The organism is Bacteroides mucinivorans (assembly GCF_034654355.2).
In the GTDB taxonomy this organism is placed as follows: Bacteria; Bacteroidota; Bacteroidia; order Bacteroidales; family Bacteroidaceae; genus Bacteroides; species Bacteroides nordii.
Window position 1 is genome coordinate 125,801 of the sequence record NZ_CP178179.1, and the last position, 26,252, is coordinate 152,052.

At 42.5% G+C, this 26,252-nt stretch carries 19 protein-coding genes; 9 read left to right on the plus strand and 10 right to left on the minus strand.

Going from position 1 to position 26,252, the window contains the following annotated elements; genetic code table 11:
- Positions 1–3: 3 nt before the first annotated feature.
- From VCM39_RS00405 to dusB, 5 genes are all read right to left on the minus strand, one after another.
- Positions 4–3,258: a leucine-rich repeat domain-containing protein gene (locus VCM39_RS00405; protein ID WP_322932331.1), complete on the minus strand. Its 3,255-nt coding sequence runs from the start codon at positions 3,256–3,258 to the stop codon at positions 4–6.
- Positions 3,259–3,270: 12 nt separating this feature from the next.
- Entirely contained in the window at positions 3,271–5,940 is a 2,670-nt protein-coding gene (locus tag VCM39_RS00410) for a hypothetical protein (protein ID WP_322932332.1), read from the minus strand.
- Between the two features lie 19 nt (positions 5,941–5,959).
- Positions 5,960–7,342 carry a PEGA domain-containing protein gene (locus VCM39_RS00415; RefSeq protein WP_322932333.1) on the minus strand — a complete coding sequence of 461 codons (1,383 nt, stop codon included), beginning with the start codon at positions 7,340–7,342 and terminating at the stop codon, positions 5,960–5,962.
- Between the two features lie 303 nt (positions 7,343–7,645).
- Positions 7,646–9,466 carry an LPP20 family lipoprotein gene (locus VCM39_RS00420; protein WP_322932334.1) on the minus strand — a complete coding sequence of 607 codons (1,821 nt, stop codon included), beginning with the start codon at positions 9,464–9,466 and terminating at the stop codon, positions 7,646–7,648.
- Between the two features lie 84 nt (positions 9,467–9,550).
- A complete protein-coding gene (dusB, locus tag VCM39_RS00425; protein WP_289291224.1) occupies positions 9,551–10,531 on the minus strand; it encodes a tRNA dihydrouridine synthase DusB in 981 nt (326 codons plus the stop codon).
- 169 nt (positions 10,532–10,700) lie between these two features.
- On the opposite strand from dusB, the gene VCM39_RS00430 reads away from it, so the two are divergent.
- The 7 genes from VCM39_RS00430 (at position 10,701) to VCM39_RS00460 (ending at position 18,564) form a co-directional block, all read left to right on the plus strand.
- The gene (locus VCM39_RS00430) at positions 10,701–11,972 is read left to right on the plus strand and encodes a peptidase U32 family protein (protein ID WP_221649704.1); all 1,272 of its coding nucleotides are present in this window, start codon (positions 10,701–10,703) and stop codon (positions 11,970–11,972) included.
- Between the two features lie 46 nt (positions 11,973–12,018).
- Positions 12,019–12,420 (plus strand): acyl-CoA thioesterase, encoded by a 402-nt coding sequence (locus VCM39_RS00435; protein WP_221649705.1) that lies wholly within the window; start codon positions 12,019–12,021, stop codon positions 12,418–12,420.
- Entirely contained in the window at positions 12,417–13,538 is a 1,122-nt protein-coding gene (gene dprA, locus VCM39_RS00440; RefSeq protein ID WP_289291222.1) for a DNA-processing protein DprA, read from the plus strand. The genes VCM39_RS00435 and dprA overlap by 4 nt, the downstream gene beginning before the upstream one ends.
- 803 nt (positions 13,539–14,341) lie before the next feature.
- Positions 14,342–15,589, plus strand: coding sequence for a DUF3575 domain-containing protein (locus VCM39_RS00445; RefSeq protein WP_322932335.1), 1,248 nt, complete (start codon positions 14,342–14,344; stop codon positions 15,587–15,589).
- A gap of 143 nt (positions 15,590–15,732) precedes the next feature.
- Positions 15,733–16,641 carry a DUF5119 domain-containing protein gene (locus VCM39_RS00450; RefSeq protein WP_221649708.1) on the plus strand — a complete coding sequence of 303 codons (909 nt, stop codon included), beginning with the start codon at positions 15,733–15,735 and terminating at the stop codon, positions 16,639–16,641.
- Positions 16,642–16,684: 43 nt separating this feature from the next.
- The gene (locus VCM39_RS00455) at positions 16,685–17,611 is read left to right on the plus strand and encodes a fimbrillin family protein (protein ID WP_322932336.1); all 927 of its coding nucleotides are present in this window, start codon (positions 16,685–16,687) and stop codon (positions 17,609–17,611) included.
- 11 nt (positions 17,612–17,622) lie between these two features.
- Entirely contained in the window at positions 17,623–18,564 is a 942-nt protein-coding gene (locus tag VCM39_RS00460; RefSeq protein ID WP_322932337.1) for a fimbrillin family protein, read from the plus strand.
- A 23-nt stretch (positions 18,565–18,587) separates the two neighbouring features.
- Here VCM39_RS00460 and VCM39_RS00465 read toward each other — a convergent pair whose 3' ends face one another.
- The gene (locus VCM39_RS00465; protein WP_255585590.1) at positions 18,588–19,022 is read right to left on the minus strand and encodes a helix-turn-helix transcriptional regulator; all 435 of its coding nucleotides are present in this window, start codon (positions 19,020–19,022) and stop codon (positions 18,588–18,590) included.
- Between the two features lie 136 nt (positions 19,023–19,158).
- On the opposite strand from VCM39_RS00465, the gene VCM39_RS00470 reads away from it, so the two are divergent.
- Both VCM39_RS00470 and VCM39_RS00475 read left to right on the plus strand, forming a co-directional pair.
- Positions 19,159–19,635: a hypothetical protein gene (locus VCM39_RS00470; protein WP_322932338.1), complete on the plus strand. Its 477-nt coding sequence runs from the start codon at positions 19,159–19,161 to the stop codon at positions 19,633–19,635.
- 209 nt (positions 19,636–19,844) lie between these two features.
- The gene (locus tag VCM39_RS00475; RefSeq protein ID WP_221649711.1) at positions 19,845–20,687 is read left to right on the plus strand and encodes a helix-turn-helix transcriptional regulator; all 843 of its coding nucleotides are present in this window, start codon (positions 19,845–19,847) and stop codon (positions 20,685–20,687) included.
- A gap of 954 nt (positions 20,688–21,641) precedes the next feature.
- Here VCM39_RS00475 and VCM39_RS00480 read toward each other — a convergent pair.
- From VCM39_RS00480 to VCM39_RS00495, 4 genes are all read right to left on the minus strand, one after another.
- The gene (locus tag VCM39_RS00480; protein WP_025866861.1) at positions 21,642–22,397 is read right to left on the minus strand and encodes a succinate dehydrogenase/fumarate reductase iron-sulfur subunit; all 756 of its coding nucleotides are present in this window, start codon (positions 22,395–22,397) and stop codon (positions 21,642–21,644) included.
- Positions 22,398–22,427: 30 nt separating this feature from the next.
- Complete coding sequence (locus VCM39_RS00485) at positions 22,428–24,371, minus strand: fumarate reductase/succinate dehydrogenase flavoprotein subunit (protein WP_007482946.1); 1,944 nt, start codon at positions 24,369–24,371, stop codon at positions 22,428–22,430.
- A 38-nt stretch (positions 24,372–24,409) separates the two neighbouring features.
- Positions 24,410–25,102, minus strand: a complete 693-nt coding sequence (locus tag VCM39_RS00490; protein ID WP_002558382.1) for a succinate dehydrogenase/fumarate reductase cytochrome b subunit — start codon at positions 25,100–25,102, stop codon at positions 24,410–24,412.
- 193 nt (positions 25,103–25,295) lie between these two features.
- Positions 25,296–26,162, minus strand: a complete 867-nt coding sequence (locus tag VCM39_RS00495) for a helix-turn-helix transcriptional regulator (RefSeq protein WP_221649712.1) — start codon at positions 26,160–26,162, stop codon at positions 25,296–25,298.
- Positions 26,163–26,252 lie beyond the last annotated feature (90 nt).

Genomic DNA, 26,252 nt, shown 5'->3' on the forward strand with positions numbered 1-26,252 from the left:
TCGTTATTTTTTTACCATTACTTTTTGTCCTTCAAGGAAGTAGATGCCCTCTGCCAGTCCGTTTACTTCGTTGCGGCCTTCCTGAGCTTCGATCACTCGTATGGTACGTCCGCTGGCATCATAAATAGGAATGGTGCGGACAGCATTACTTTCGATATAGAGAATACCGTTCTCACTGTATGCTCTGGTGGCCTGGTCAGGAGTCAGGATCATGCTTCCGATACCGGTGATACTGCCTCCATCGCCACCAATGCTGTATAGCCGTGGAGCAGATGCAGGAGCGGCTTTGGTCTGTACATAGGCCTGGAAGGGGGCTACGTCGGCATAATTACGGATAAATACACTACCGGCGGGATAGTCTTTGTTACCATCAAAGTATGAGCTTGTTTCATTTAAAGAATATACCTGTTCGCTTTTTTCAACTGTAGCATAAGTTGGTACAAGACTGTAGTTGGCACCTTCTGACGATTGTAGGGCACCTTCGGTAGGAGCAAGTAGAACACCTGCGCCATTTTCTGCAGAGAAACGAACATTACCGGTAATATTATTGGCTTCCGGATAAGCCCGGTTGTTAGGCATACAAATGAGGTAAGGTTTATTGGCCTGTATTGAAGTGGCTGAGACATATCCGGTTGGAGTAAGTTCGTATAACCAGAATGGCAGGGCTGTGTCATCCGTTTCTAAAAGGGTATTGCCGAAAGGTGCCAGTGGGGTTCCGGTAGCGTCGGGTTCGGTAGAGTACCGCGTATACGTAAATTGATCAACATCAAACGGTAATACGATGGTTTTCCAACCAGCTGGTGAGTTGTATCCACTCTCTGTATTGAAGTTTTTGTAGTAATACACTTTTTTAGCTTTTAATTCTTTGGGAATACTGAACTGATTCCCATTTGTTTTGATCTCCATTTGGTCAGTGACACCTCCCCGGAAAATGTAGGTGAAATTGTATTCTGCATCGGATGCTACGCTTCCATTCTCTGGGAGGTAAAGATAGGTAGCTAGAGAGAATACATTGTTAGGAACTTCCCAATCAGGGTTCCACACTACGGTATTTAGGTGATCTCCATACGTTCCGTTGCCTCCTTGATTACGGCACCAAAAAGCGCTTTGGCCAATATTTTTTACGGAAGCCGGTATTTCAATATTATTGATAGAGGTACGGTTAAAGGCATTTTGCCCTATTTCTTCAAGGTGAGGAGGAAGAATAATGCTTTTCAATTGGATACATCCATCAAAGGCGGAATATTCTATCGTTTTCAAACTTTCCGGTAGCTGAATCGTACTAATTGAACTATTAGAAAATGATTGATTGCCGATTGTTTCCAATTTGCTCGGCAATTGAATCGTTTCTAATTTGGTACATTCTCCAAAGATATAAAAGGGTAATTGGATCATATTATCAGGGAGAGTTATTTTGACAAGATCTTTACAGTTGCTAAAGCAACGATCTCCTATAGTGGTTACAGCTTCAGGTATCGTAATTTTTTGGATGTTGCTATACTGGAATGCTCCAGTCCCTATTTTGGTAACGCTTGCAGGGATATTGAAAGTTGTAATTTTACATTTACTAAATGCATTCTCTGCTATTTCTGTAGGTTCTGCACCTTCTGCAAAATGAATGTTAGTGATATTACTGTTTCCAAGTCCACTGATGCGTGTGATGGTTTTAGGAAATGTAATACTGGTGAGGGGGGTATTTTCAAAAGCATTTTCCCCAATTTCTCGTATACCGTTGTTTATCGTTACCTCCGTGAGCCCAGAATTGGCGAATACGGAACTGTTAAATGAAGTAATGGTTCCGGGAATTGTTATTTTTGTGAGTTGGGTACATCCCTTAAAAGCTTGATGTCCAAGTTCTGTAAGTGCTCCCGGAAGAACGACTTCTTTTAATGATATGCAATTACTAAAGGCGTCTTGAGGGATGGATGTTAAAGAAGTAGGCAGATTGATGTTTTCCAGAGCAGAACAACCTGTAAATACAAAATTTTCCATTTGGAAAGCAGTGTTATTTTTAGGGAGAGTTACGTTTACCAGTTGTGTACAGTATGCGAAAGCATAACGTCCTAACTTTTTAACTGATTCCGGTAAATAAATTTCAGCAATAGAGGACCTTTGAAAAGCTTCCTCTTTAATTTCTTCAAGTTTTGATGAGGCAGAGATATTGATTGTTTTTAATGAGTTACAACCCTCGAAATTTCGTCTATCAATTACAATTACATTATCCGGTATAGTAATACTTTTTAGATTACTACAGTCATTGAAGTTGGGCAACCATCCTGCTAATCCAGAGGGGAGTGTAATTGATTCCAATTGTGTGCACCTCCCAAAAGAACCTACTTCAGTTACACTTTCGGGGATAACTAATGATTTCAATGAACTACAACCGTACATGCTTCCTAATTGAGTTAATCCACTTGGAAGTTCTAATTCTAAAAGACCACTACATCCATTGAAAGCGCTGTTTATTACTTTTAGTGTGGAGGGCAATGTAATATGCTTAATAGAAGTTGCACCGGAAAACATGTATGAATACAATAAGGTAAGACCTTCCGGCAAGATGACTTCCTCCAGATTAGTACAGTCAGCAAAGTTGCTACCACTATTATATTGACTGGTGAAAGTACATCCATCATAGGTGAAACTATCTGTTAGTGTACTTGGTAAGGAGGCTTTTTTTAATGATTGACAGCCATTGAAAGTATATTGCCCCATTATTTTGACTCCTTCTGGAATAATGATTTCTTTCAAACGACTGCATGCATCGAATGAGTATTCTCCGATCCATAGTAATGTACTTGGAAGTGTAACGGTTTCCAATGACGGACAGTTGGATACGCTATATCCGCTCCATGTAGAATAAGATCCGTTTTTAGTATAACTTCCTAACCCTACAACGTTCTTAGGAAATTTCAAATCTATCAGATTGACCATTCCCCGAAACATATAGCTGCCAACTATATTATTCTGAGTCATATAATCCTGTCCATTATATGAGGTATATGGAGTACCTCCTTCTACAATGGTTGCATTGGTCAGATCGAGTCTTTCCAGATTTCCTGCGGTAGTACGTATTAATGCAATGTCTGTACCGTTCAGTGGGCCGCTGATAATAAGTTCTGTAACGGTTTGTGTCTCTTCAGAAGACAGATACGATGAGAGCGTTCCTGCTGTTGTTACTGTTATTGTTTTGGCTTGTACGCCTATGCTGAGGCTGAATGCAGCTACAAGCATGATAAAATAGATACTGATTCGTTTCATATCTGGATATTTTTATTTGTTATCAATTGGTTCCGGTGTGGGATTATCTCCTTCTCCGGGTTCTACTTTGTCTCCCGGTTCGGTAGTCAGCCAGGCTGTGTTACTATATCCTGTACCTACATCGTTGGTGGCATAGGAGCGTATATAGTAAGTAGTGCCCGGTGTCAGTCCGGTGAGAACAGTTTTCAGTTCTCCTCCTGGAGTGATGGATACATTGGTACATCCTGCTTTCCCTATTTCAGGATTTTGTTCGGTAGCACTCCAAATAAAGCCTTGGGCTGTAACTGCTGCACTCCCTTTGTCACTAATACCGGAAGTAATAACTAATTTTGTAGGGAATGTTCCCGAATTATACACACCGTTCATTGATGGTTTTTTACCAAGAATTGGATCATCTGGTGTAGGGTTATCGCCCGGTTGGGGAGGTAATGCAGCAGTCGTTATATCACCAAAGGGAATATAACTAACTCCATTCCGGTCTTTATTCTTGGCATACGCAGCTACGCTGTAAGAGGTACTATGTGTAAGTCCTGTAGCTGTTGCGGTGAAGGTATTTCCTGTCATTATCCCTTTAACATGATTCCCTTTAATGTTCGGAGTTTCACCGGCAGGTGCCCAGCAGATACCATAATCGGTAACGGTAGCTCCTCCGTCATTGGCAATAACAGCACTAATGGTGATCCGATCGAATTTGACTAATTCTCTTTTTCCTTCTGTCAAAGTAGGTGCATAGGTTTGTCCTGTCATAAAGTTGATGGGCTGACTATATCCGGCTTCCTGCACTTTATTGTTTTTGGCATATGCACGTACTATATAGGAGGTGCTGGGATTCAGTTCGTTTAATAATGCTTCAAAACTATCTGCACTTCCTGATGCGACGGCTTTACCTGTATTGTTTTCCAGGGTAGGTGTTATTCCATTATTACTCCATACAAACCCTCGCTCGGTAATGGTTAAACCGCTTCCTCCCGCATCGGAAACGAATGCTTTGGCCTTGGCATTATCGTCCTGAATGTTCATTACTGTCAAACTACTCACTTTGGGTGCCGTATTTGCTGCAGTCAGTAGAGTGGCAGGTGCGCTGCAATATCCGATTCCTTTACTGTTACGCGCAAAGGCTTTCACATAATATCTCTGCCCGCCGGTCAGTCCGGTAAGATTAACCGTTATTTTACCAAGATCTGCACTCTCGGATAAAGCCGTTTGTACATTTGCCCCTCCTTGTTCCGGGTTTTGATTGGTCAGACTATAGTAGATTCCCCGTTCCTGCACTTCACTTCCCCCATTAGAAATGATAACGGCAGTGATGGTTGCCGAAGTTTCCGTGACATTCTTGAAGACAGGATTACCAATCTCGGGCACAAGTAATGCACTGGTAGTGAATTCTACTTCATTACTGTAGAATGTGTCATCGCGTGTAGTGGCATAAGCACGGGCATAGTAAGTGACGCCTTCTTCCAATGCGGTAAGTCTGGTTTGCATTTGGTTACTTTCTCCGTTGAAAGGTTGCGGATTATCTGCCTTGGTAGGGTTATGTTCCTTACTATAGCAGAATCCTTTTTCTCTGATTTCTGCACCTATTCCCGTTGCTACGAGAGCCGAGAGTACCGCCGATTCGGAAGTAATATCCGATACAATCATTTTCGTCAGTGAAGCAGTCTGCTCTTCGACAGTGGTAAATTCTATCGGAGAACTGTAACCGGTTCCTTTTTCATTGGTAGCATAGGCGCGGAGGTAGTATTTCGTTTTGGAATTCAATCCGGTCACTACCTTGGTAAAGGTACTGGTTGCATCAGCTGTTACCTGATTTTGCCCGTTTTCAATCACTACAGGCAGACGATTTTCCGCACTCCAGCAAAAGCCGCGTTCTTGAACCGGATACCCCCGTTCGTCAGTGACGGTTCCTGTTACCTCCAGTGTATAGGAAGTCAGTTTATCCGGATTGGGTGGAGTGATTGTAACAATAGGGGTCATTAGTTCATCCGTTTTCAATGTAATGACCTGACTATATCCGGTTCCGGTTTTATTGGTGGCATATGCCCGTATGGCATAGGTTGTATTGGATTGCAGATTGATAGCAGTACCAGTGAAAGGATCCTCTTTTCCACGTGTTGCTGTGAGGGAACCCAATACTACGTTATCGCTCTTGGTCGGGTCGGGGTCGCCTTCAATATATATTTTATAAGCAAACCCACGAATGGTCGGAGTATCGTCACCGTCATCGGTCACCTGGCTACTAAGTGTCAGGGTAGTTTCATCTTTACTGATAACGGTTGGTACGCTTACAATAGGAGCAATGCTTTCTTCTGTAGTGAATGACTGTACCGGGCCTTTTACCAGTGTATTGCCGCTTTTAGCATAGATACAAAAGTAATACTGGGTACCTGGTTTTAATCCTGTAGCTGTTGCCCGGTATTGATTATTGCCGTCAGACTCTTCCGTGCCAACAAAAGATTCCGCATCGGCCATGTTGTCTGAGGTGGCAACCATAAAGCCGATATCACATTTCACGATGCTGGATGGATGGGGGATGGCTGCTCCTGAAAGAACGGCTTGCACCCTTGTCATTTCCGTCACGCTACCACTGGCAAGCGTAGGCGGATATGCCAACGGCTCGTTGTCTTCTTCGCAGCCTGACAAGAGTAGCACCCCACACATTATTATATATAGGAATTTCTTCATCTCATTTTACGTTTTGGGGTTAGAATATCATACCGATACCGGTACTTATTTCGTGGTATTTGGCATTTACTGTGTGGTACCCCGCAGAGATCAGGAACTTATTGAAGCGCAGAATACCACCTAACTCGAAGGCTACTCCGGTGGGAGATTTACTTGTATCCTTTACCTGTATCCCCTCAAGGCTTTTTCCACTTTCATCCTCAGCCCGTTCATCCAGTTCATAAGATAGAGTACGGCTGCCGTATCCGGCTCCTGCATAAAGGTAGATCGTCTTGTTGAGGCGACGGAAATATCCGGCGGTAACTGACATACGTGATTGGTGGGTGACTCCTTCTTTATAGAACGGAGGTATACTTCCGTCACCTATTGTGCCATTTTCGTTGCATTCGAAGTCGCTCCCTGCCGAACTAAAGTCGCTACGGAAACCGATGTAGAAGCCGTTCTTGTTTTTACCAAATCCTAACATAGCGCCAAAGGTAGTAGAGTTCGGGTTGTATCCGGCCTGCAGCAAGACAAGTGTATTCATTGGGATTTTTGGCTTGATAGTAGATATCATCCGGAAAGTGGGACGTACCGTTTCGCCCGCAGCTACAGTCAGTACAGTGTCTATGGGGAAATAAGTTTCCTTTTCGATGCGTACTTTATACTCTTTGATAGCCATGCGGTCACTGCGGTAAGGGGTTGTACCTACGAGAACTGTGTCAATGTAAACTTTGGCATCCTGTTCGGGCAGGGAGAATATTTCCATATAGCCGAACTTGGGTTTCAGCACTACACTTTTGGTCACCGGACTGCTTCCCAGGGAGATAACACCTGCTTCGGGTTGGTACATCGGAGCTTCTACACGATAGGTATGATCGCCTTTGGGCATGGTAGCGTTGAACAGACCATTCTCAACCGGCACCTGTTCATCGTCAATATAAATATTGGAGGTAGCTGGTTCGGGGCGTACTACGATGAGCTGCATGTTGTTTTCAACTACAGGTTTATCCTGCTGATCACCGGTGTTGAGTACCATTTCGTATACGGTAGCTTTTTCGATGATGTCCGGATAGAAGTAGTTTCGCATAATACCGAGTTGGTCATGTAAAATAGAGATACGGCGGGCACCTCGCGGGACGTACAGCCAGATTTCTCCTGTTTTGTTTTCACGTGCCGTGATTCCCAGGGCGTCCGGTTCAAACATAAGGTCTTTTACATTGGTCACGATACGGATAAGTGCACAGACTTCACCGTTTTGGTCTCGTTTGGGAGCTGTGACACGGGCAGTGATGTCGCTTTCCATACGTTGGAAAGATGCTACGTTGATTTTTCCTTGTTGCGCAAGCACAGGGATGGCAGGGCAAATAAATAGAAGAACGATAAATAGTAGCAACAGACGTTTAGTAGTGCTATTTGACATGTTTGTTTCTGTAATTTAGGATTAATGTATTTTTCGAACAAATATAATTAATGTTTGTAAATGAATCCCTTTTTATCAAATAAAATGATCGGATAAGTTTGATTTTTAACTTATGTGTAGTCGTTTTGTAACGGTTTTCCGTGACAAAACTTTTCTGATGCGATGGTTGTCGGTAAAATTGATTTCTTGCTGTATGGTTTTGAATGTATTTCACCACAGAGGACACAGAGGGCACAGAGTTTTAAATCTTTTAAAATCAATTAGACAATTACTCTGTGCCCTCTGTGTCCTCTGTGGTGAAAATCAGAAGTGACTTAAATCTATCAGGCCGAAATCCGGGTCTTTCTCCGGCTGCCAGGTACGTACATGAATAATGGGTTCTTTGGGGTTATTGAGGTCCACCATTAAAAAGAGGTAGCCTGTATCGCCATAGCTGGACGAGAAGTAGTCCTGTTTGATCTGGATACCATAGATTTCGCCTCCTACTCCCGACTTGCGTACCTGATTGTCAGCAAAGCGAAGATTGATATATTCATTTCCGGCAAAGATGTGTTTCAGTCTTTTCATGAATTCACTCTTTGTCTGACGGGTATACTTCACAGCCTCTTTGCTCATAGGTTGCCCCTCGTTTACTACTTTGTGTTTCAGCACCGAACCGGTGATAATCAGAGCATCATCCGAGAATATACTGTTGATGTAATCATAGCGTTTTAATGCATAGGCTGTTTTATAACTTTCAAGGAAGTTAATCAATACTTTACGTACATCGTCTCCCCAGGAAGTCTGATTCATAATATCGTCAACAGCCGGCTTGTTCAGTCCGAAGGCAATGGCGTCTATCTTACCTTCTTTGGTCATGGTAAATACGATGTCTTCAACGAATGTGCGGGCATTGCCATTGAAACTGAAGCTCATGGGAAGGCTGCGACAGGTTACCTCACCATTGCATTCCAGATATTTTAGCTCCGGTTCCTTCACTATTTTGGCATTACCGTATTTAATCAGTTGGTTGAACATGGTGAATCCTTCCGGTGTACAAAGAGACTGTATATTGGCGTAATTTTTGGAGCGGATGGCGTTTTCTACCTCTTTCATAGTGCTCTGATAGACAGTAACTTCTTCGTTAGCCAGATAATGCATGGCGGATTCTGTTTGTTTGGCGTTATCACCGGAAGCTGTCAGCAATGTTGCTGCCGGGGTTTCTCCTGGTTTAGGCTCCTCACCTGTTAGTTTCAGATAGCAGTTGCGCATAGGGATCGGATTGACTGACTGCATGACTTCGGCCAGTTCATTGTCGATATTAGACTCGCCTTCAAACATATACTCCGTTTTTATCTGCATCCCTTTGGCATTGGCAACAGCAGGCATTTCGATAATTCCCAGTCCGTCTTTTGCCGAGAAGATGTTTGACCAGTCACGCCCGTCAAAATAGGTATAATCGTAGTTGCGGGCAGGCTGACCTTTGTAGAGCACTTTCAGATCGATTGTTTTCAGATCACCGTCGATGTGGACGTCGTTTATGGAAACCTCCAGATGAGAGAAGATAGCATTCATCTGTTTGGGAATCCAATTACATAATAGCTGATCTTTCCCTTCTTCGTCTTTCATTGTGAGAAAATTCCCGTCAGGATAGCTTTGCAGTAGGGTCAGTGCCCAGTAATAATAGCGTAAGGCATCAGCTACCTGTGCTTTTTTCTCAGCTTTTATCGCTTCTTGAGTAAAGTCGAGCAATTTTGTTTTACGCCCCTCGAAGATACGTTGTATCTCGCTGACTTTGATGTAGCGCATTACCGCAGCTTCCGGTTCGTTCTGTATTACGATACGTCGGGTATTGTTCAGTGTTGCACGTGAATAGGTGTTGATGACCGATTTGAATGTTTCGTCTACGGTTACTTTGTCTCCGTCTGTACCTCCTTCCGTCAGTTGGCTGAACTGGCTGGATACATTGGTAGATATCTGGCTTATTAATGCCGCCAACGCTTCGTTATCGGCTTTTTTGAGCGTAGAGGCATTGCCGGTTCCCCAAATATATTCCTTGCTATTCTGTATTTCTTCTACAGATTGCGCACGAAGTAACGGAGAGGTGAACAGTGATAAAATAAAAAAGAGTAGCAGTTGTCTCATATTGTTTGTTACTTTATAAAAGAATCTATTTTCTGCAAAAGTAATAACTTTTTTATGATAAATCCACTAAAGCCAATCTCTTTTTTATTCACCATCCGGTTTTATTTTGTCGAATATTCGGAATAATTCTTCTACCGACTCTGTTCTTAGCATGGCGATACGGGTTTCCCGGAAATTAGGAATACCTTTGAACAGAGGAGTTGCAGCCAGATGGCGGCGTATGTGAATGATTCCCCGGCGTTCGTCCAGGCGGGCTACGCTGTTGAGCACTTCTTCGCGAAGCACATTCAGATACCATTCAAAGGTTTCGGGAGGAAGTTCGGTTCCTGTTTCCAGATAGTGTTTCACCTCGCGGAAGATCCAGGGGCGTCCGATACTGCCCCGGCCAATCATGATGGCGTCTACTCCGTAACGGTCGAAACACGCTTTGGCGGTTGCTGCCGAGGTGACGTCTCCGTTGCCGATGATCGGAATATGCATGCGGGGATTGTTTTTCACTTCACCAATAAGTGTCCAGTCTGCCTCTCCGGTATACATTTGTGCCCGGGTACGTCCGTGAATGGCGAGTGCGGCAATACCGCAGTCCTGTAGTTGTTCTGCCAGATCTACAATGATTTTGTGGTCGGCATCCCAACCCAGGCGGGTTTTTACTGTAACAGGTATCTTTACGGCATCTACTACGGCACGGGTGATTTCCAGCATCTTTGGGATATTCTGTAACATCCCAGCTCCGGCACCTTTACCGGCCACCTTTTTTACGGGACATCCGAAGTTGATATCCAGTATATCAGGCTGCGCCTCTTCTACAATCCGTGCTGCTCCTACCATAGCTTCGGTATCTTTTCCGTATATCTGTATGGCAACAGGACGCTCTTCGTCGCAGATAGAAAGTTTCTGTGTGGTCTTGTTGACAGAGCGTATCAGTGCATCGCTCGAAACAAACTCCGTATACACCATATCGGCTCCGAACTTTTTACACATCAAACGGAAGGCAGGATCTGTCACATCCTCCATCGGAGCAAGGAATACAGGGCGTTCGCCCAAATCTATAGGACCTATTTTCATTTTCGGTTTACTTAATTTTACGATTTACGGTTGAAGTAACTTTCGTTATCGCTACAAAAATACGGAAAAAAGCCTACCTTTGTACTTCTTGATTTATTTAACTGATTGAATTATGAGAAAAACCTCCCGGAAGACCGGGGGGATAATAAGCTTTCTATTAATAAAGTATATGAGTTTTAGTTTGAATGATTTTGAAATAATGGCTCCTGTTGGTTCCCGTGAATCACTTGCAGCAGCCATTCAGGGAGGTGCCGACTCTATTTATTTTGGCATTGCAAATTTGAATATGCGTGCCCGTTCGGCCAATACGTTTACCATTGACGATCTGCGCGAAATAGCCCGGACCTGTGATGAACATGGGATGAAGAGTTATCTGACGGTGAATACAATCATATATGATAATGATCTGGAACTGATGCGCACTATCGTTGACGCGGCGAAAGAAGCCGGTATTTCGGCTGTGATTGCTGCCGATGTGGCGGTGATGAGTTACGCCCGCCGGATCGGGCAGGAGGTGCATCTTTCTACCCAACTGAATATATCCAACATAGAGGCTTTGAGATTCTATGCTCAGTTTGCCGATGTGGTAGTGCTTGCCCGCGAATTGAACTTAGAGCAGGTAGCGGAGATTTATCGTCATATCGTAGAAGAAAATATATGTGGCCCTTCGGGCGAACAGATTCGTATTGAAATGTTCTGTCACGGTGCTTTGTGTATGGCTGTCTCCGGTAAGTGTTATCTTTCGTTGCATGAGATGAACAGTTCTGCCAATCGTGGTGCCTGTATGCAGGTGTGCCGCCGTTCTTATACAGTGCGGGATAAAGAGACGGATGTGGAGCTGGACGTTGACAATCAGTATATAATGTCACCCAAAGACCTGAAGACGATTCATTTTATGAATAAGATGATGGATGCCGGTGTACGGGTGTTCAAGATAGAAGGCCGTGCCCGCGGTCCTGAGTATGTGCGTACCGTGGTGGAGTGTTATAAAGAGGCTATCAAGGCTTATCTGGACGATACTTTCACTGACGAGAAAGTGGCTGCCTGGGATGAACGCCTGAAGTGTGTATTCAATCGTGGCTTCTGGGACGGATACTATTTGGGACAGCGTTTGGGAGAGTGGACTAAGAACTATGGTTCGGCAGCTACAGAACGTAAGATCTACGTGGGTAAAGGAATCCGTTATTTTAGTAATATCGGTGTTGCCGAGTTTCTTGTAGAAGCAGCCGAATTGAATGTAGGCGATAAGCTATTGGTAACCGGACCGACTACCGGAGCTTTGTTTGCTACCCTCGAAGAGGCACGTGTTGATCTTGAACCGGTACAAAACGTAAAGAAGGGAGAACGTTTTTCCATGAAACTCGATAAGATACGTCCGAGTGATAAGCTCTACAAACTGGTTTCTGTGGATGAGCTGAAAAAGTTTAAAGGCGGGTTGTAAGGAGAGTTATAACTTTACTACCCTATAACTTTATAACATTACAACCATGAATTATATTTACGAGCTGGAGATGAAGGTACGCGATTATGAATGCGACCTGCAAGGCATTGTCAACAATGCCAATTATCAACACTATCTGGAACATACGCGTCATGAATTCCTTTCTTCTGTGGGTGTCAGCTTTGCTGCATTGCATGAGCAGGGAGTTGATCCGGTTGTTGCCCGTATCAATATGGCCTTTAAAACTCCATTGAAGAGTGGAGACGAATTTGTCTCCAAACTCTATATGAAAAAAGAAGGTATCAAGTACGTGTTCTATCAGGATATCTTCCGGAAGAGTGATAGCAAAGTAGTAGTAAAGGCAACCGTTGAAACTGTATGTGTCGTTAATGGGCGTTTGAGTGATAGTGAACTGTTCGACAGCGTATTTGCGCCCTACTTGCAATGAGTAGCCGCGAAGAGTGTATTTGTAGCATTGCCTTGACACAGGTTCCGGGCATTGGGCATATTTGGGCAAAGAAGCTGGTGGATGGTATTGGAAGTGCTGCTGACGTTTTTCGTTTCCGGCAGGAACTTCCTGAACGTTTGCCGGGAGTAAACAACCGCGTGGTGGAAGCATTGGATTGTTCACAGGTATTGGTACGTGCCGGCGAAGAGTATGAATTTGCAGAGAAGAACCATATTCAATGTCTTACTTTGGCCGATGAACATTATCCGTCCCGTCTTCGCGAATGTGATGATGCCCCTATTGCTCTTTTTTTCAAAGGAAATGCCGATTTGAATGCGCTTCGCGTTATTAATATGGTAGGTACCCGTAACGCTACTGATTATGGCAAGCAGCTTTGTGCTTCTTTTCTTCGCGATTTGAAAATCCTCTGTCCGGATGTACTTGTTGTAAGTGGTCTGGCTTATGGCATTGATATTCATGCACACCGTGCGGCCCTTGCCAACAGCCTTCCTACCATTGGCGTATTGGCGCATGGGCTTGATCGTATTTATCCTTCCGTCCATCGGAAAACTGCTATTGACATGTTGCAGCAAGGTGGTTTACTGACCGAGTTTCTCACCGGGACCAATCCCGATAAACATAACTTTATAAGCCGTAACCGTATTGTAGCAGGTATGGCAGATGCTACGATTGTCGTGGAGTCTGCTGCTAAAGGCGGTTCACTGATCACGGCCGATATTGCCGAAAGTTATCATCGCGACTGTTTTGCTTTTCCCGGACGTACGATGGATGCCTCTTCTATCGGTTGTAATCAACTCATTCGTGACAATAAAGCAGCTCTTCTTTTGTCTGCCGAAGATTTTGTGAAAGCCATGTGCTGGGATGCTTCTTCACAGTCTCGGAAAGTGGAGAATGTTCAGCGGAATCTCTTCCCGGAATTATCAGAAGAAGAACAGCGGATTATCTCTCTTTTGCAAGCACAGGGGGCTTTACAGATCAATACATTGGTAGTTGAAGCCGATATTGCTGTACATAAAATGAATGCTATTTTGTTTGAACTTGAAATGAAGGGGGTGATACGGGTACTGGCAGGCGGAATGTATCAGTTACTTCAATGATAGGCATAAAAAAAGGAGCAACGCCTTGCTCCAACCTTTGTTAACCTTAAATCTAATACTATGAAAAAAATCACAGTACAAATGTAAGGCTTCCACTCTATTCCTCCAAATATTTCTTTCAATATTGGTTCTCTTTTAAATTCTTTCACGGTTTTTCACTGTTATCGTACACAACCCTATTTAAAAGGGGGTGTCAGAGATCGTCCGGTATATAAAACTGCACGATTCTGATATAAGATCCGGTATGCTTTTTCGCGCTGGAAGTACTTAGGAGTAGCCTCGTTACTATTCCCCGGTATGGCTCGTTGTTTGAGTCAGGAAGCAACAAGCCGTTGGTCAGTATGCAACTGTGTTTTACATGTATATGTAAAGCAGTACGACATGCACATGTGGAGCAGTACGACATGTACATGTCGAGCAGTGAAACATGTACATGTAAAACAACGTTGCATACCGGAGAACCATACGTTACTCTACGAGATAAGGTTTTATCCATACGGGGGAAGGCAGAGGCAGTAATGACAAATGCTGTTATCATCAGATGAAACACGGGCTTATGCGGATTTTCGCAGAATGGATGACGATTGTTGCTGTCATCCCTCTGCCTGCTGTGAAAATTAGTGCTAACCTGCATTGCAATAATCAGCATCGCCTGTCATATCTCCCCGTGTGGGAAGTACTCCGGAGTTGCAAATATCTGTCAATCATTTCACTGTATGAGACATTCTTTCTCAGATTTAGTATTGATTCTGCTTTATTCTGGAATCTCTTTTCTATATTTGCTACCTGTTTAATGTGTTGTTATGAAAAGCCGTATCTGCATCATATCTATTTTAGGATTACTTCTTATGATACCCGGGGCAAACTATGCTCAGGGCACTCGTCCTATTGTAAAGAAGGATACGGTAAGAAGTCGTTATATTTATTTCCCTTTCAATCAGGATGAGATAGATCCGGATTATCTGGATAATAGTGAAACGATTGCTGCCCTTGATGCTCTTTTTGCCGATTCTTTGGAAACGGCACATCCCGATTCTTTGATAATAACTTCATTGATAGTGCCGGAAGGCAGTCTGAAATTCAATGCCTGGTTGGCTGCACGGCGTGCCGAGGCAGTGAGAGATTATATAAACGAACGTTATCCCCGCCTGCATGCTAAGTTTGTGCTCTGTCGTAAAGAGACAGATTGGATGGATTGGCGTACTTTGATAGCGTCCGATCCGGGAGTTCCTGATCAGGAAGATGTGTTGCGTGTGATAGATTATCATCATTATGATCCGGCAAAGTGTGAAAAACTTTTGCAATATCTTAACGGCAAGAAACCCTATACGTATATTCAGGAATCGCTTTTACCTCGCTTACACCGGACGGAGATACAGGTGAGCTGGAATTATGCCGATTTGGTAGCTCCGTTGAACGGGGTAGAACCTGTATCCGGCTTTGCATCGACTGTCGGACAACAGTCTCCGGCTCTTCTGACAGAATCTATAGAACCGGAGGACGCCGGATCGGTTTTGATTACTCCGAAACGGCGAAAGACGATTCTCGCATTAAAAAACAATCTGCTTTATGACATTGCTTTAGCTCCGAATCTTGAGTTGGAGATACCCTTGGGACGTCGTTGGTCAGTGAATGCCGAATACAAATGCCCCTGGTGGTTGAATAATGAGCGTAATTTCTGCTATCAGTTAGTATCCGGTGGCATTGAAGGACGTTGCTGGTTGGGCAATCGCCGCACGCGTGATCCCTTGATCGGCCATTTCTTCGGATTATATGCCGAAGGCGGTAATTATGACTTTCAGTTTGGCGAAATAACAGGTTATCGGGGAAAGTATTATGCTGCCGGCGGTCTTAGTTATGGATATACCCGGCGCATAGGCCGCCATTTTTCGTTGGAGTTCAGCTTGGGGGTAGGCTGTCTGACTACTGACTTTCACACCTACCTTTCGGACCAGGGAGAACTAACCTGGAAAGACACACGCCGTATTGTTTACATCGGACCTACAAAAGTTAAATGCTCTTTAGTGTGGCTTATTAGTGTAAAACGATAGAAGTTTCGCGAATAGAAAAGTCCCAAACTTGCAAAAAACTTCCAATCGTTTCACGAACCCTTCCAGTGCCCTAAAATAGTTATCTAAGTATTGTTTTAGTTTATTTTCATCTTCTATATTTGTTGTATCAAAAGAAACAGAAGATGGAAAAAGTAAGAAAATCTTCTTCATGGAAAGTGCTGTGTCTTGTACTGTGTGAAGGAATAATCCTGTTGCTTTCATCTTGTTCTTTTCGTCCTATTGAGGATGACGTTGAGAGTGTACCCGATGGTACGGTTCATGTTAAAGTCAATTGGGGGAAATATAGTAAGCCGGAAGGAGAATGGTTGGTGTTTTATCCGGAAAGTCGTTCTTTGAAACCTTTTTCAAGAGAAGTTGGCGATGATGTTTATATCAATGATTTGTTGCCTGGTAAATATAAGCTGCTGTTGCTTAGTATGAACAAAGCAGAGACCAATGTGAAGTTCAGTAATATGGATGTGGCGGAGGATGCAGCGATAGAGTTATTAGAGCCGGGAGTGAGCGGTGATGTAATGCATCCGGAAATGATGTTTTCTTCTGTGGCAGAATTCAATGTCACCGAGACGAACGGGCCGTTAGTAGTACTCTCACCTCACCCTTTGGTATTGAAAGCTTGTTTTGAGATGCCAACAAGTAAGAAAGTGAAACAGGCTGAGGCGCATCTTATCGGGATGATCAATTCGCTGAAATTGTTCACTATGGAAATTGCTGCTTACTCTACTTCCGAGTGTTATCTTGATTTGATATCGGTATATAAGGAAGACAGAGTCTGTTTTGAAGGAAAAATGTTATTGCCTCTCCTGCATGAAATCAGTACTACAAGAGCAGATGTAGAGGGAAAGACTATCTTGGAAATGAGTTTTACATATGAGGATGAAGCAAAAGAAACAATAACGACAGATATCACTCAGGTTATAAAAGAGGTACAAGCCGAAGCACCTGTAGAGGTGACATTCAATTTATTGAAAATAGGTACGACTGCTACAGTAGTTAGTTGGGTGATAGAAACAGGGAATAGTAGTGTGATATAAGAAACAAATAAAACAATAATATAAACTTTTAAAGACAAGAAGTATGAAGACATTTATCTTTTCAGCATTGGCATTGGGAATGATGGCAAGTTGTTCAAACACAGAAGTAGAGGGTATAGATGCAGTTGATAATGGGGAACCGGTAGCGATTCAATTGAGTGCAGGGGTACAGACTGCAGCAACGGTTAGTCGAGCACTTATAGAGAATGGAAGTAAGTTTACTGCTACAGTTTTAGGTTGTGAGGCTACAGATGAAACTCAACCGACATTTGGAACAATTGATTGGAATATCAATACAGAGGAAATAACAGCATCTTCTACAGCGGTTAGCTTTTCTTTAAAAACGCCCCAATATTATCAATCCAATGGTAATAAAACTTGGATGAAAGCTATTTCACCGGTAGGAACGGTTAGTGGTTCTACATATACATTTTCCAGTGTATTGAATACAGTGGGAGATACTGATGTATTGGTTTCTAAAACTGTATCTGGGGATAAAGCAAATCCTTCTGTCTCTTTAATATTTGCACATGCTTTGGCACAATTTAATTTTATACTTGTAAAAGGGGATGGTTTAGAGGATAATGTAAAGGTAACAAAGATAACAATGAAAGGTGTACAGTTACCTACTGCAGTTAATTTGAGTGATAATTCATTAGTATTAGCTGGAGCGAATCCGATTGATGCTTTGGACGTTGATGCAGAAAATGGAACTGTGATCACGGCAGGTGGAGCTGAAATTAAATCTTCAATAATGGTTGCTCCTATTATTGCTACAGCATTAAAATTGGATATTGAAACGACAGCTGGAAATTTCACAGATGTAGCTGTTAAACCTGCAGCTGAAGCCACTAACTTTGAAGCAGGAACATCCTACAAAATTAGTCTAACTTTCCGGAAAAAGGCTGTAGAAACAGAAGCTTCTGTTACTCCTTGGAAAGAGGGTACAGGTTCTGGTACTGTAGAATAAATAATTATCGAATGATTAAGACCCCCTTCTTAATATCCATCATAGCACTATTAGCAAGCTGTACAATCATAGATACAGAGACTGATAGTGCTATGTCTCCCTCTGGCCCGAAGGAAATTCGTCTCAGTGCAGAAGTGCAAAGAACGATAGCCCAGTCACGTGCAGCAATCGGCGAGAACGAACCTTTTTATGCAACTATTTTAGGTTGGGAAACTACTTCAGATGCTACCACCTATAACGATGCCTCTCCTTCCTGGTCTACCGATACCAAGGAATCCATCATTGCTTCCCCCACAAAAGGTTCCGCTGTTGTTTTCAAAAACGAACAGTATTACCTTACCGATGGTGGTAAAACCTTTATGAAGGCATTCTCTCCCATTGGAAAAGTAACCGGACAGCTTTATACCTTTGGTAAGATTGAGGCAGACGGAAGTACAGACGTACTGGTTTCTAACGAAATTTTCGGTACCAAAAGTAGTGCTGCTCCTTCGCTGGCATTCAGCCATGCACTTACGCAGCTTACTTTTTACATACAAAAAGGCGAAAGCATACCCGAAGATGATATGGACGATGTCCGTATGATTCAATTGAACGGTATTCAGCTACCTGTAGGATTCGATTTGACGAGTAAAACATTAACAGTAAGCGAAACTCAGAATCTTTATGCTTTAAATGTAACTGCCGGGAATGGAGTACCCATCCCTAAAGACAAAGCAGTAAGGGCAGGAGGGGCTGTAATGATTGCTCCTATTACGGGTGATGCAGAATTAAACCTCACAGTTGTCACTAATCATGGAGAGTTGAATGTATCTAAAGTAACTTCAACTACCGGTAATGAATTTCGGGCAGGCATATCTTATGATATTACATTAACTTTCATGCGGAAAGAAATTTCTTCCAGTGCCACAGTCACCAATTGGATAAAAGGTGAAGGTGGTGCTACCGTAGAATAGTCAGATTCCAATAAGTGTATAGCTTAAAAACTCATCAAAAACTTCTGCAAGTCTTCCGTTTGGGAGATTTGCAGTTTTTTACGTAGGCGGTTGCGTGCAGACTCCACACTCCGTACCTCTTTGAAAGTAATATCAGCAATCTCCTTGGTAGACAATCCTAATCGTAACAAGGCACACAAGCGCATTTCTTTCATTGTAATAGTAGGATATTCTTCATTCAAGTTCTCATAGAAATGATGATGAATACTTTCAAATGAATCCCGGAAATCTTGCAATATATTGTTACTGTCAATCTGGTTCAGTTGCGAAATAATCTCACGTATCTGTTTTTTTACTTGTATTTCTTTAGGATTCATGTCCAATAGCAGTTGTTTCAGGCGATCGGTTAGTTGTGCGATAAACTCTTTGTTCTTAGTGTCATACGGTAAATGACAAGGTTGAAACAAAGTTGATGTCATTTATTCTCACAGCGGAAGGAGCGAAATGTGCCAATCCCGTAACTATTGGAGGTGCAACAATAGAAAGTCTCAAATGGGATGATGCAGAAAAAAACTTGTTTTCAAGGATGATAAAAATACAATTGAGATAGGAACCTTGCCTATCAATCGCATTTTTAATCAGACAACGGATACGTGGTATTTTGCAAATAAGCGTAGTAGTACCCGCTTCCGTCAGTTGTGGAATAGTATGGTTTATATCATGAACAATGATTTCGGAACTACCTTTAATGACTTTTATCTCGGTTTATATACCAATCCATTTGAGCCGGAAACAAGCCTTCAGGCGATTTTGGCTATTTGTAAGGAGAACATAGGAAGCGTATATACTACTCAATATGAAGTAGTAGAAGGGACTGATGATCAAATTCGTATTCTTTGGAAAGGTTATGGCATGAGTGCGCAGTATTATTATAAATCATATGAACCGATAATTAGTTTCTTAACGAAAGAGGGTGAAAATGAGTTCATTATTGAGGCTGATAATAATATATATCCTCAGGAAATAAAATTTACGAAGGTGTCTAATCCCAACCATTGGTTTATTATTTCAACAAAACGAGAAGCACATTAGCAATTATTCCGGTCATAAGCATGTGAAAGGATAGCAGAAAGGTGTTCAAAACAGATAAACCAGCCTACCCCGATGGCATATAAATGATTAATTGATTCCTCAAGGAGAGTTATTATAGCTTTTCTTGAGGATTTTTTTAGTAGGATGCTTTGTCTATTAAAATATTCTTGTACATTTGCTGGAAACATAAACAAATAATATATACTACTATGCCCGGTACCCCCACTTGCGGAGTAACGATGAACTGTCCGGAATGTCCTAAGGCAGTGAACAATGCCATCATCCACGCTTCTCATCCGAGAGGGTTCCATAAACCTGCTCAGAAGTGTGAGGAAAATCTTATCATTTTTCTACTCAAAGGTGAAATACTTATCAATAGCCAGGAGTATGCCGGTACGATGATGCATGCTGGTGAATTTATTCTTCAGGCCATTGGTTCAAAACTGGAAATACTTGTCATGGCAGATGCTGAATGTGTGTGTTATAGCTTTAACAAACCTGAACTTTTTTGTGAAGAGCGTTACAATTACATCATGCACGATGTAACTCCGCCTCTGATTTTTTCTCCACTAAAAATAGTACCTGAGTTATTGCATTTTCTCGAAGGATCTGCAATTTATTTGTCTAAGGAAAAAATTTGTCGTGAATTGCTGTCATTGAAGCGAAAAGAACTGGCTTTTATTCTTAGTTCTTATTATTCCGATTACGAGTTATCTACGTTGATACATCCGCTTTCTAAATATACTACCAGCTTTCAATATTTCGTTCTCGAAAATCATGCTAAAGTGAAAACAGTAGAAGACTTTGCTCAGTTAGGAGGATATACTGTAACCACTTTTCGTCGTATTTTTAACTCTGTATTTCATGAACCCGTCTATGAATGGATGATGAAGCGACGTAAAGAGGGAATCATCTATGATCTTCGCTATACGCAGGCTACTATATCTGAAATTTGTTATCAATATGGCTTCGAATCTTTGCCTCATTTCTCTAATTTTTGCAAGAAGAATTTTGGTGCATCTCCCCGTAACATACGTTCCGGGAAAGCATAGCAGTATTTCCTTCATAATGTGTTGAAAAAAGGGCATCGCTTCACAGCGACGCCCTGCCTAAATAGATGCCTGACAGTTCGCACACACGCTCGTGTGCTTTTCATAAAGATTTATCAGCTGCCGGCATCCTCTCTTACATAAGGGATGATAAAATTCTATTAACTATTAAATCAGAGTTATTTTTCGTGGCAATGGACTAATATATTAATAACCTCCATGCCTGTATTTTGTTTTCTTGTAACTGTTCACTGTTTTTTCTCTTTTCTTGTGTACATAAATTCTTTTTAATACTCTTTATAATAAAAATAGATGCAAATGTTTCGGAGGCGCTTGTTTTGTAAAACGAGAGCGTGTGACCGAAACATTATTCTAGACTGTGGTCCGACCAAGAACCTCCCTTCGAATAATGAGTCAGCCCACGCTCCCTTTATTTGTATATATACGAAATAATCTATTTGTACATAAAAAGCACAAATATAACATATATATGCAATAAAGGTTGCGGGACTTTCTCTGTGCCGAAGTTTGAGATGAAAATTGGTCGGTTTCAGTCTGGCACAAATATTTGTTCACGCAACTAAAAAGATGCACTGTAAGTTATGCTATTTATACATTGAATACGTGATACATCTTCTTTTCTTTTTGCAAATATAATGTATTAATAATTATTAAGCTTGTGATAATCTATTTATTTTCTTAATTCCTAAGAAAATTGGTTAAGCTTTTGTCTGAAATCGCCTTTAATACGCAGGATGAGACGTTTCTTTGTTTTCTATTTCTTTGTAGAAAAAGCTCTAATTTATGGTTGTATATTGCAGAAAATCTTCTATTATGTGATAAATGAAAGTACATTACTTCTATCCTCTGTTCACCCAGTTCGGATTAAGAGAAAAAAATCCCCCACCTATATTGGGTGAGGGATTCTTCTGCTATTAATCAAATACTAAATTATATTTAGTCTTTCAGTTTTGCAAGGATGAAGTCACGGTTCAGACGAGCAATATTGCTGATAGAAATATTTTTCGGACATTCAGCTTCACAAGCACGAGTGTTTGTACAGTTACCGAATCCGAGTTCGTCCATCTTAGACAACATAGCCTTCGCGCGGCGTGCAGCTTCTACTTTTCCTTGTGGAAGCAGATTTAACTGACTAACCTTTGCTGAAACGAACAACATAGCCGAACCATTTTTACAAGCAGCTACACAAGCACCGCAACCGATACATGCAGCAGCGTCCATAGCTTCGTCAGCGATGTCCTTAGAGATAAGGATAGCGTTGGCATCCTGAGGAGCGCCTGTATTTATGCTTACGTAACCACCAGCCTGCATGATCTTGTCATAAGCAGAACGGTCTACCATTAAGTCGCGGATTACCGGGAAACCGGCAGAACGCCATGGTTCAACAGTGATTGTGTCACCGTCTTTGAAACGACGCATGTACATCTGGCAGGTAGTAGCACCTGTTGCAGGTCCGTGTGGGTGTCCGTTGATGTACAGAGAGCACATTCCACAGATACCTTCGCGGCAATCATGGTCGAATACGATTGGTTCGCCACCGTCATTAATAATTTGTTCGTTCAGAATATCCAGCATTTCGAGGAACGATGTGTCACCCGGGATATCTTTCATTTGGTATGTTTCAAAAGCACCTTTAGCTTTAGGGCTTTTCTGACGCCATACTTTCAGCGTGAATGATATATTTTTATCCATTTTTTGTTTTCCTTTAATTGATTAACCGAATTATGACTTGTAATTACGAGTCTGAACTTTCACAAACTGATAGTTCAAATCTTCTTTGATCAATTCCGGTTCTGAATCTTCACCGGTGTATTTCCAGCAGGATACGTAAGAGAAGTTCTTGTCGTCACGCAGCGCTTCACCTTCCGGAGTCTGGTATTCTGTACGGAAGTGGCCACCACAAGATTCTTCACGGTTCAAAGCGTCACGGGCCATTAGCATACCTACTTCGATAAAGTCAATCAGACGGAGTGCTTTTTCAAGTTCTACGTTCAGTTCGTTTACATCACCCGGAATACGTACATTTGTCCAAAAGTCTTTCTTCACTTCCTGAATACCATTCAATGCTTTTTGCAGTGACTCTTTGGTACGAGCCATACCTACAAAATCCCACATAATGTGACCCAGCTTTTTATGGATAGAATCAACGGAGTGTTTACCGTTAACGGCTTTGATCTTCTGGATCTTCTCCTTGATAGCTTTCTCTGCTGCTGCAAACTCAGGCAGATCTGTAGAGAAACGTGGAACCTGAATCTGATCGGCCAGGTAATTCTGGATTGTGTAAGGCAGTACGAAGTATCCGTCGGCCAGACCCTGCATCAAAGCGGATGCTCCCAGACGGTTGGCTCCGTGATCAGAGAAGTTAGCTTCGCCGATAGCGAACAGACCCGGGATGGAGGTCATCAATTCATAGTCAACCCAGATACCACCCATTGTGTAGTGAATAGCGGGGAATATCATCATCGGAGTTTTGTATGGATTCTCGTCGGTGATTTCTTCGTACATGTCGAAGAGGTTACCATAACGGGCGCGAACCACATCTTCACCCAAACGGTCGATTGCATATTTGAAATCAAGGAATACAGCCAGACCGGTATTGTTTACACCGAAGCCGGCATCGCAACGTTCTTTGGCAGCACGTGATGCTACGTCACGAGGTACGAGGTTACCAAATGCAGGGTAACGGCGTTCCAGGTAGAAGTCACGGTCTTCGTCAGGAATATCAGTTGGTTTCTTTGTTCCGGCTTGCAGTGCTTTGGCATCTTCGATTTTCTTCGGAACCCAGATACGTCCGTCGTTACGGAGAGACTCAGACATCAGCGTCAGTTTAGACTGCTTGTCACCGTGTACAGGGATACAAGTCGGGTGAATCTGTGCGAAACATGGGTTAGCAAAATAAGCACCTTTCTTGTAACACTGGATAGCTACAGAGCCGTTGGAACCCATAGCGTTGGTAGAAAGGAAGAAAGCGTTTCCATAACCACCAGTACCGATTACTACAGCATGAGCTGCGAAACGTTCGATTTCACCGGTTACGAGGTTGCGGGCAATGATACCACGTGCACGTCCATCGATGATAACGAGGTCAAGCATTTCATAGCGAGTAAACAACTTGACAGTACCTTTCTGTACCTGGCGGCTCAATGCTGAATAAGCACCCAGCAACAGCTGCTGTCCGGTCTGACCGCGGGCATAGAATGTACGTGATACCTGTGCACCACCGAATGAGCGGTTGTCAAGTGTGCCACCGTAATCGCGGGCGAAAGGAACACCCTGGGCTACACACTGGTCGATGATGGCGTTGGATACTTCTGCCAGACGATAAACGTTGGCTTCACGTGCACGGTAGTCACCACCTTTGATTGTATCGTAGAAAAGACGGTATACGGAGTCACCGTCATTTTGATAGTTCTTAGCTGCATTGATACCACCCTGTGCTGCAATAGAGTGAGCACGACGGGGAGAATCCTGGATACAGAAGTTGAATACTCTGAATCCCATTTCACCCAGAGAAGCGGCAGCAGATGCGCCGGCAAGTCCGGTACCTACAACGATAATGTCGAGACGACGTTTATTGGCAGGATTTACAAGTTTTTGGTGAGCTTTATAGTTACTCCATTTTTCGGCTAACTGGCCTTCAGGAATTTTAGAATCTATTTGAGTCATAATGCTATTTACGATTTAATCAGTTACAATTATAAAATTTAGCAAGCGCCGCATGCCAACGATTTAACGAAGAATACGACTACTACCAGGGCGAAGCAGATGACAACGATAGTTGAATAGATATTGGAGATACATTTCCAACGGTTGATCCATACTTTGTTGTTCCAGCCCAGTGACTGCATAGAGCTCCAGAATCCGTGAGTAAGGTGGAACCAGAGAGCGGCAAGCCAAATGAGGTAAAGCACTACGTATACAGGATTAGAGAAGGTGTTGATAATGTGATAAACACCGTCGGCAGCGTAAGTAGTGTCTACTACTGACCCCATGTTGTGCATCAATTCGGGGAGCTGCATCTTAGCCCAGAAGTTAAACAAATGAAGACCCAATCCAAGGATTACGATAAGGCCCAGCACAAGCATGTTTTGTGAAGCCCATTCTACAGTTTTGGGTTTGTCTACTACGGCATAACGTTCGTTACCGCGTGCTGCACGATTCTGCATTGTCAGCCAGAAAGCATAGATAATGTGAATCACGAAGAGGGCAGCCAGTCCTAAAGTCGCCACTAACGCGTACCAGTTTGCTCCCAGGAACTCACAAACCATGTTGTAACCCTCAGCCGAGATGATCGCAACAAGGTTCATCGCCATGTGAAACGTTAGAAACAGGACAAGGGCGATACCTGTAACGCTCATCACCACTTTCCTTCCTACAGATGAATTACTTAACCACATAAATGATTGATTTTAAATTATTTAATTGTTAGAACTATGAATTTTATTTTACGTGCATACGTCTCTTCGTGCAAAAGTACAGGAAATACATTGATTAACCAAAGAATTAAAGAAATAATTCTTTAATGTATCCGTGTGTCAATGTACTGGTTAGCTTGTGTTGTTATGGTGGAATTGACAGATATGTCAACTATTATTTCTTACTTATCTTTTCGCCTTGGGCAGCACGTGATCGCAGGGCACGGGGAGAATCACCAAAAGAGGCTTTACAGAAGTGGGCAAAATGTGATAAAGAATCGAAGCCATAGCGGGCGCTGATATCAGTAATTCGTTCTTTGGTGTGTTGCAGATCGTCAAGAATTCCTTCGCGTTTTTTATCGAGTATCCATTCATATACCGGTACACCATACAGGTTTCTGAAAAGGCGGCGAAATGTTGTGACAGTATATCCACCCAAGTGGGCAAATTCTTCTACATTTTTGACTTTTCCATAATTTTGCATAACGAAATATTGGAAACTTTCAGTATAGGTACTGATAGGATAGAAGAAACTGGCGAGTTGTGGCTGAGGATAATAACAAATGAGGAGGAATACGAGTTCCTGACATTTTAATTCAATAAAAGGGCCGCAGGAAATACCTTCCGCCAGATATTCGCTGAGGCCAACTATGAGATTGTTAAGGCGGGAATTCATCATCAAGGGGGTATAAGTCAATGGAGCTTCGGCACCGTTCAGAATTTCGCGATAGCGATCTTCGCATATTTGTGGAAGTTGGTTGAACCAATATACAATATATTCCACCTCTGTCAATGCCAGTATTTCAATTTTAGAACCAATGGCCTGAAGGATAAATTGTCCGGAATGCAAACTGGTACCAGGATATTCCTGGCTATTTACAAGTAGTTCGCCTTTTATTATGAATATCATACAGTTCTGTGTGCATTTATCAGCAGGGAAGTGTTGTCCTCTGGGAAAACTCCTGTAGATCAGTGTACTTTCAGCTGTTTTGGAGCACTGTGCACAGTTAGTGAATCTTTTACAAGAACTGTTTTTTATCATGGATTAAATAAGGACATGTTAATGGTTAAGGGAACAAAGATATTATTTTTTTTATGAATACTCAATGTTTTTGCTATATCTTTGTCCAAT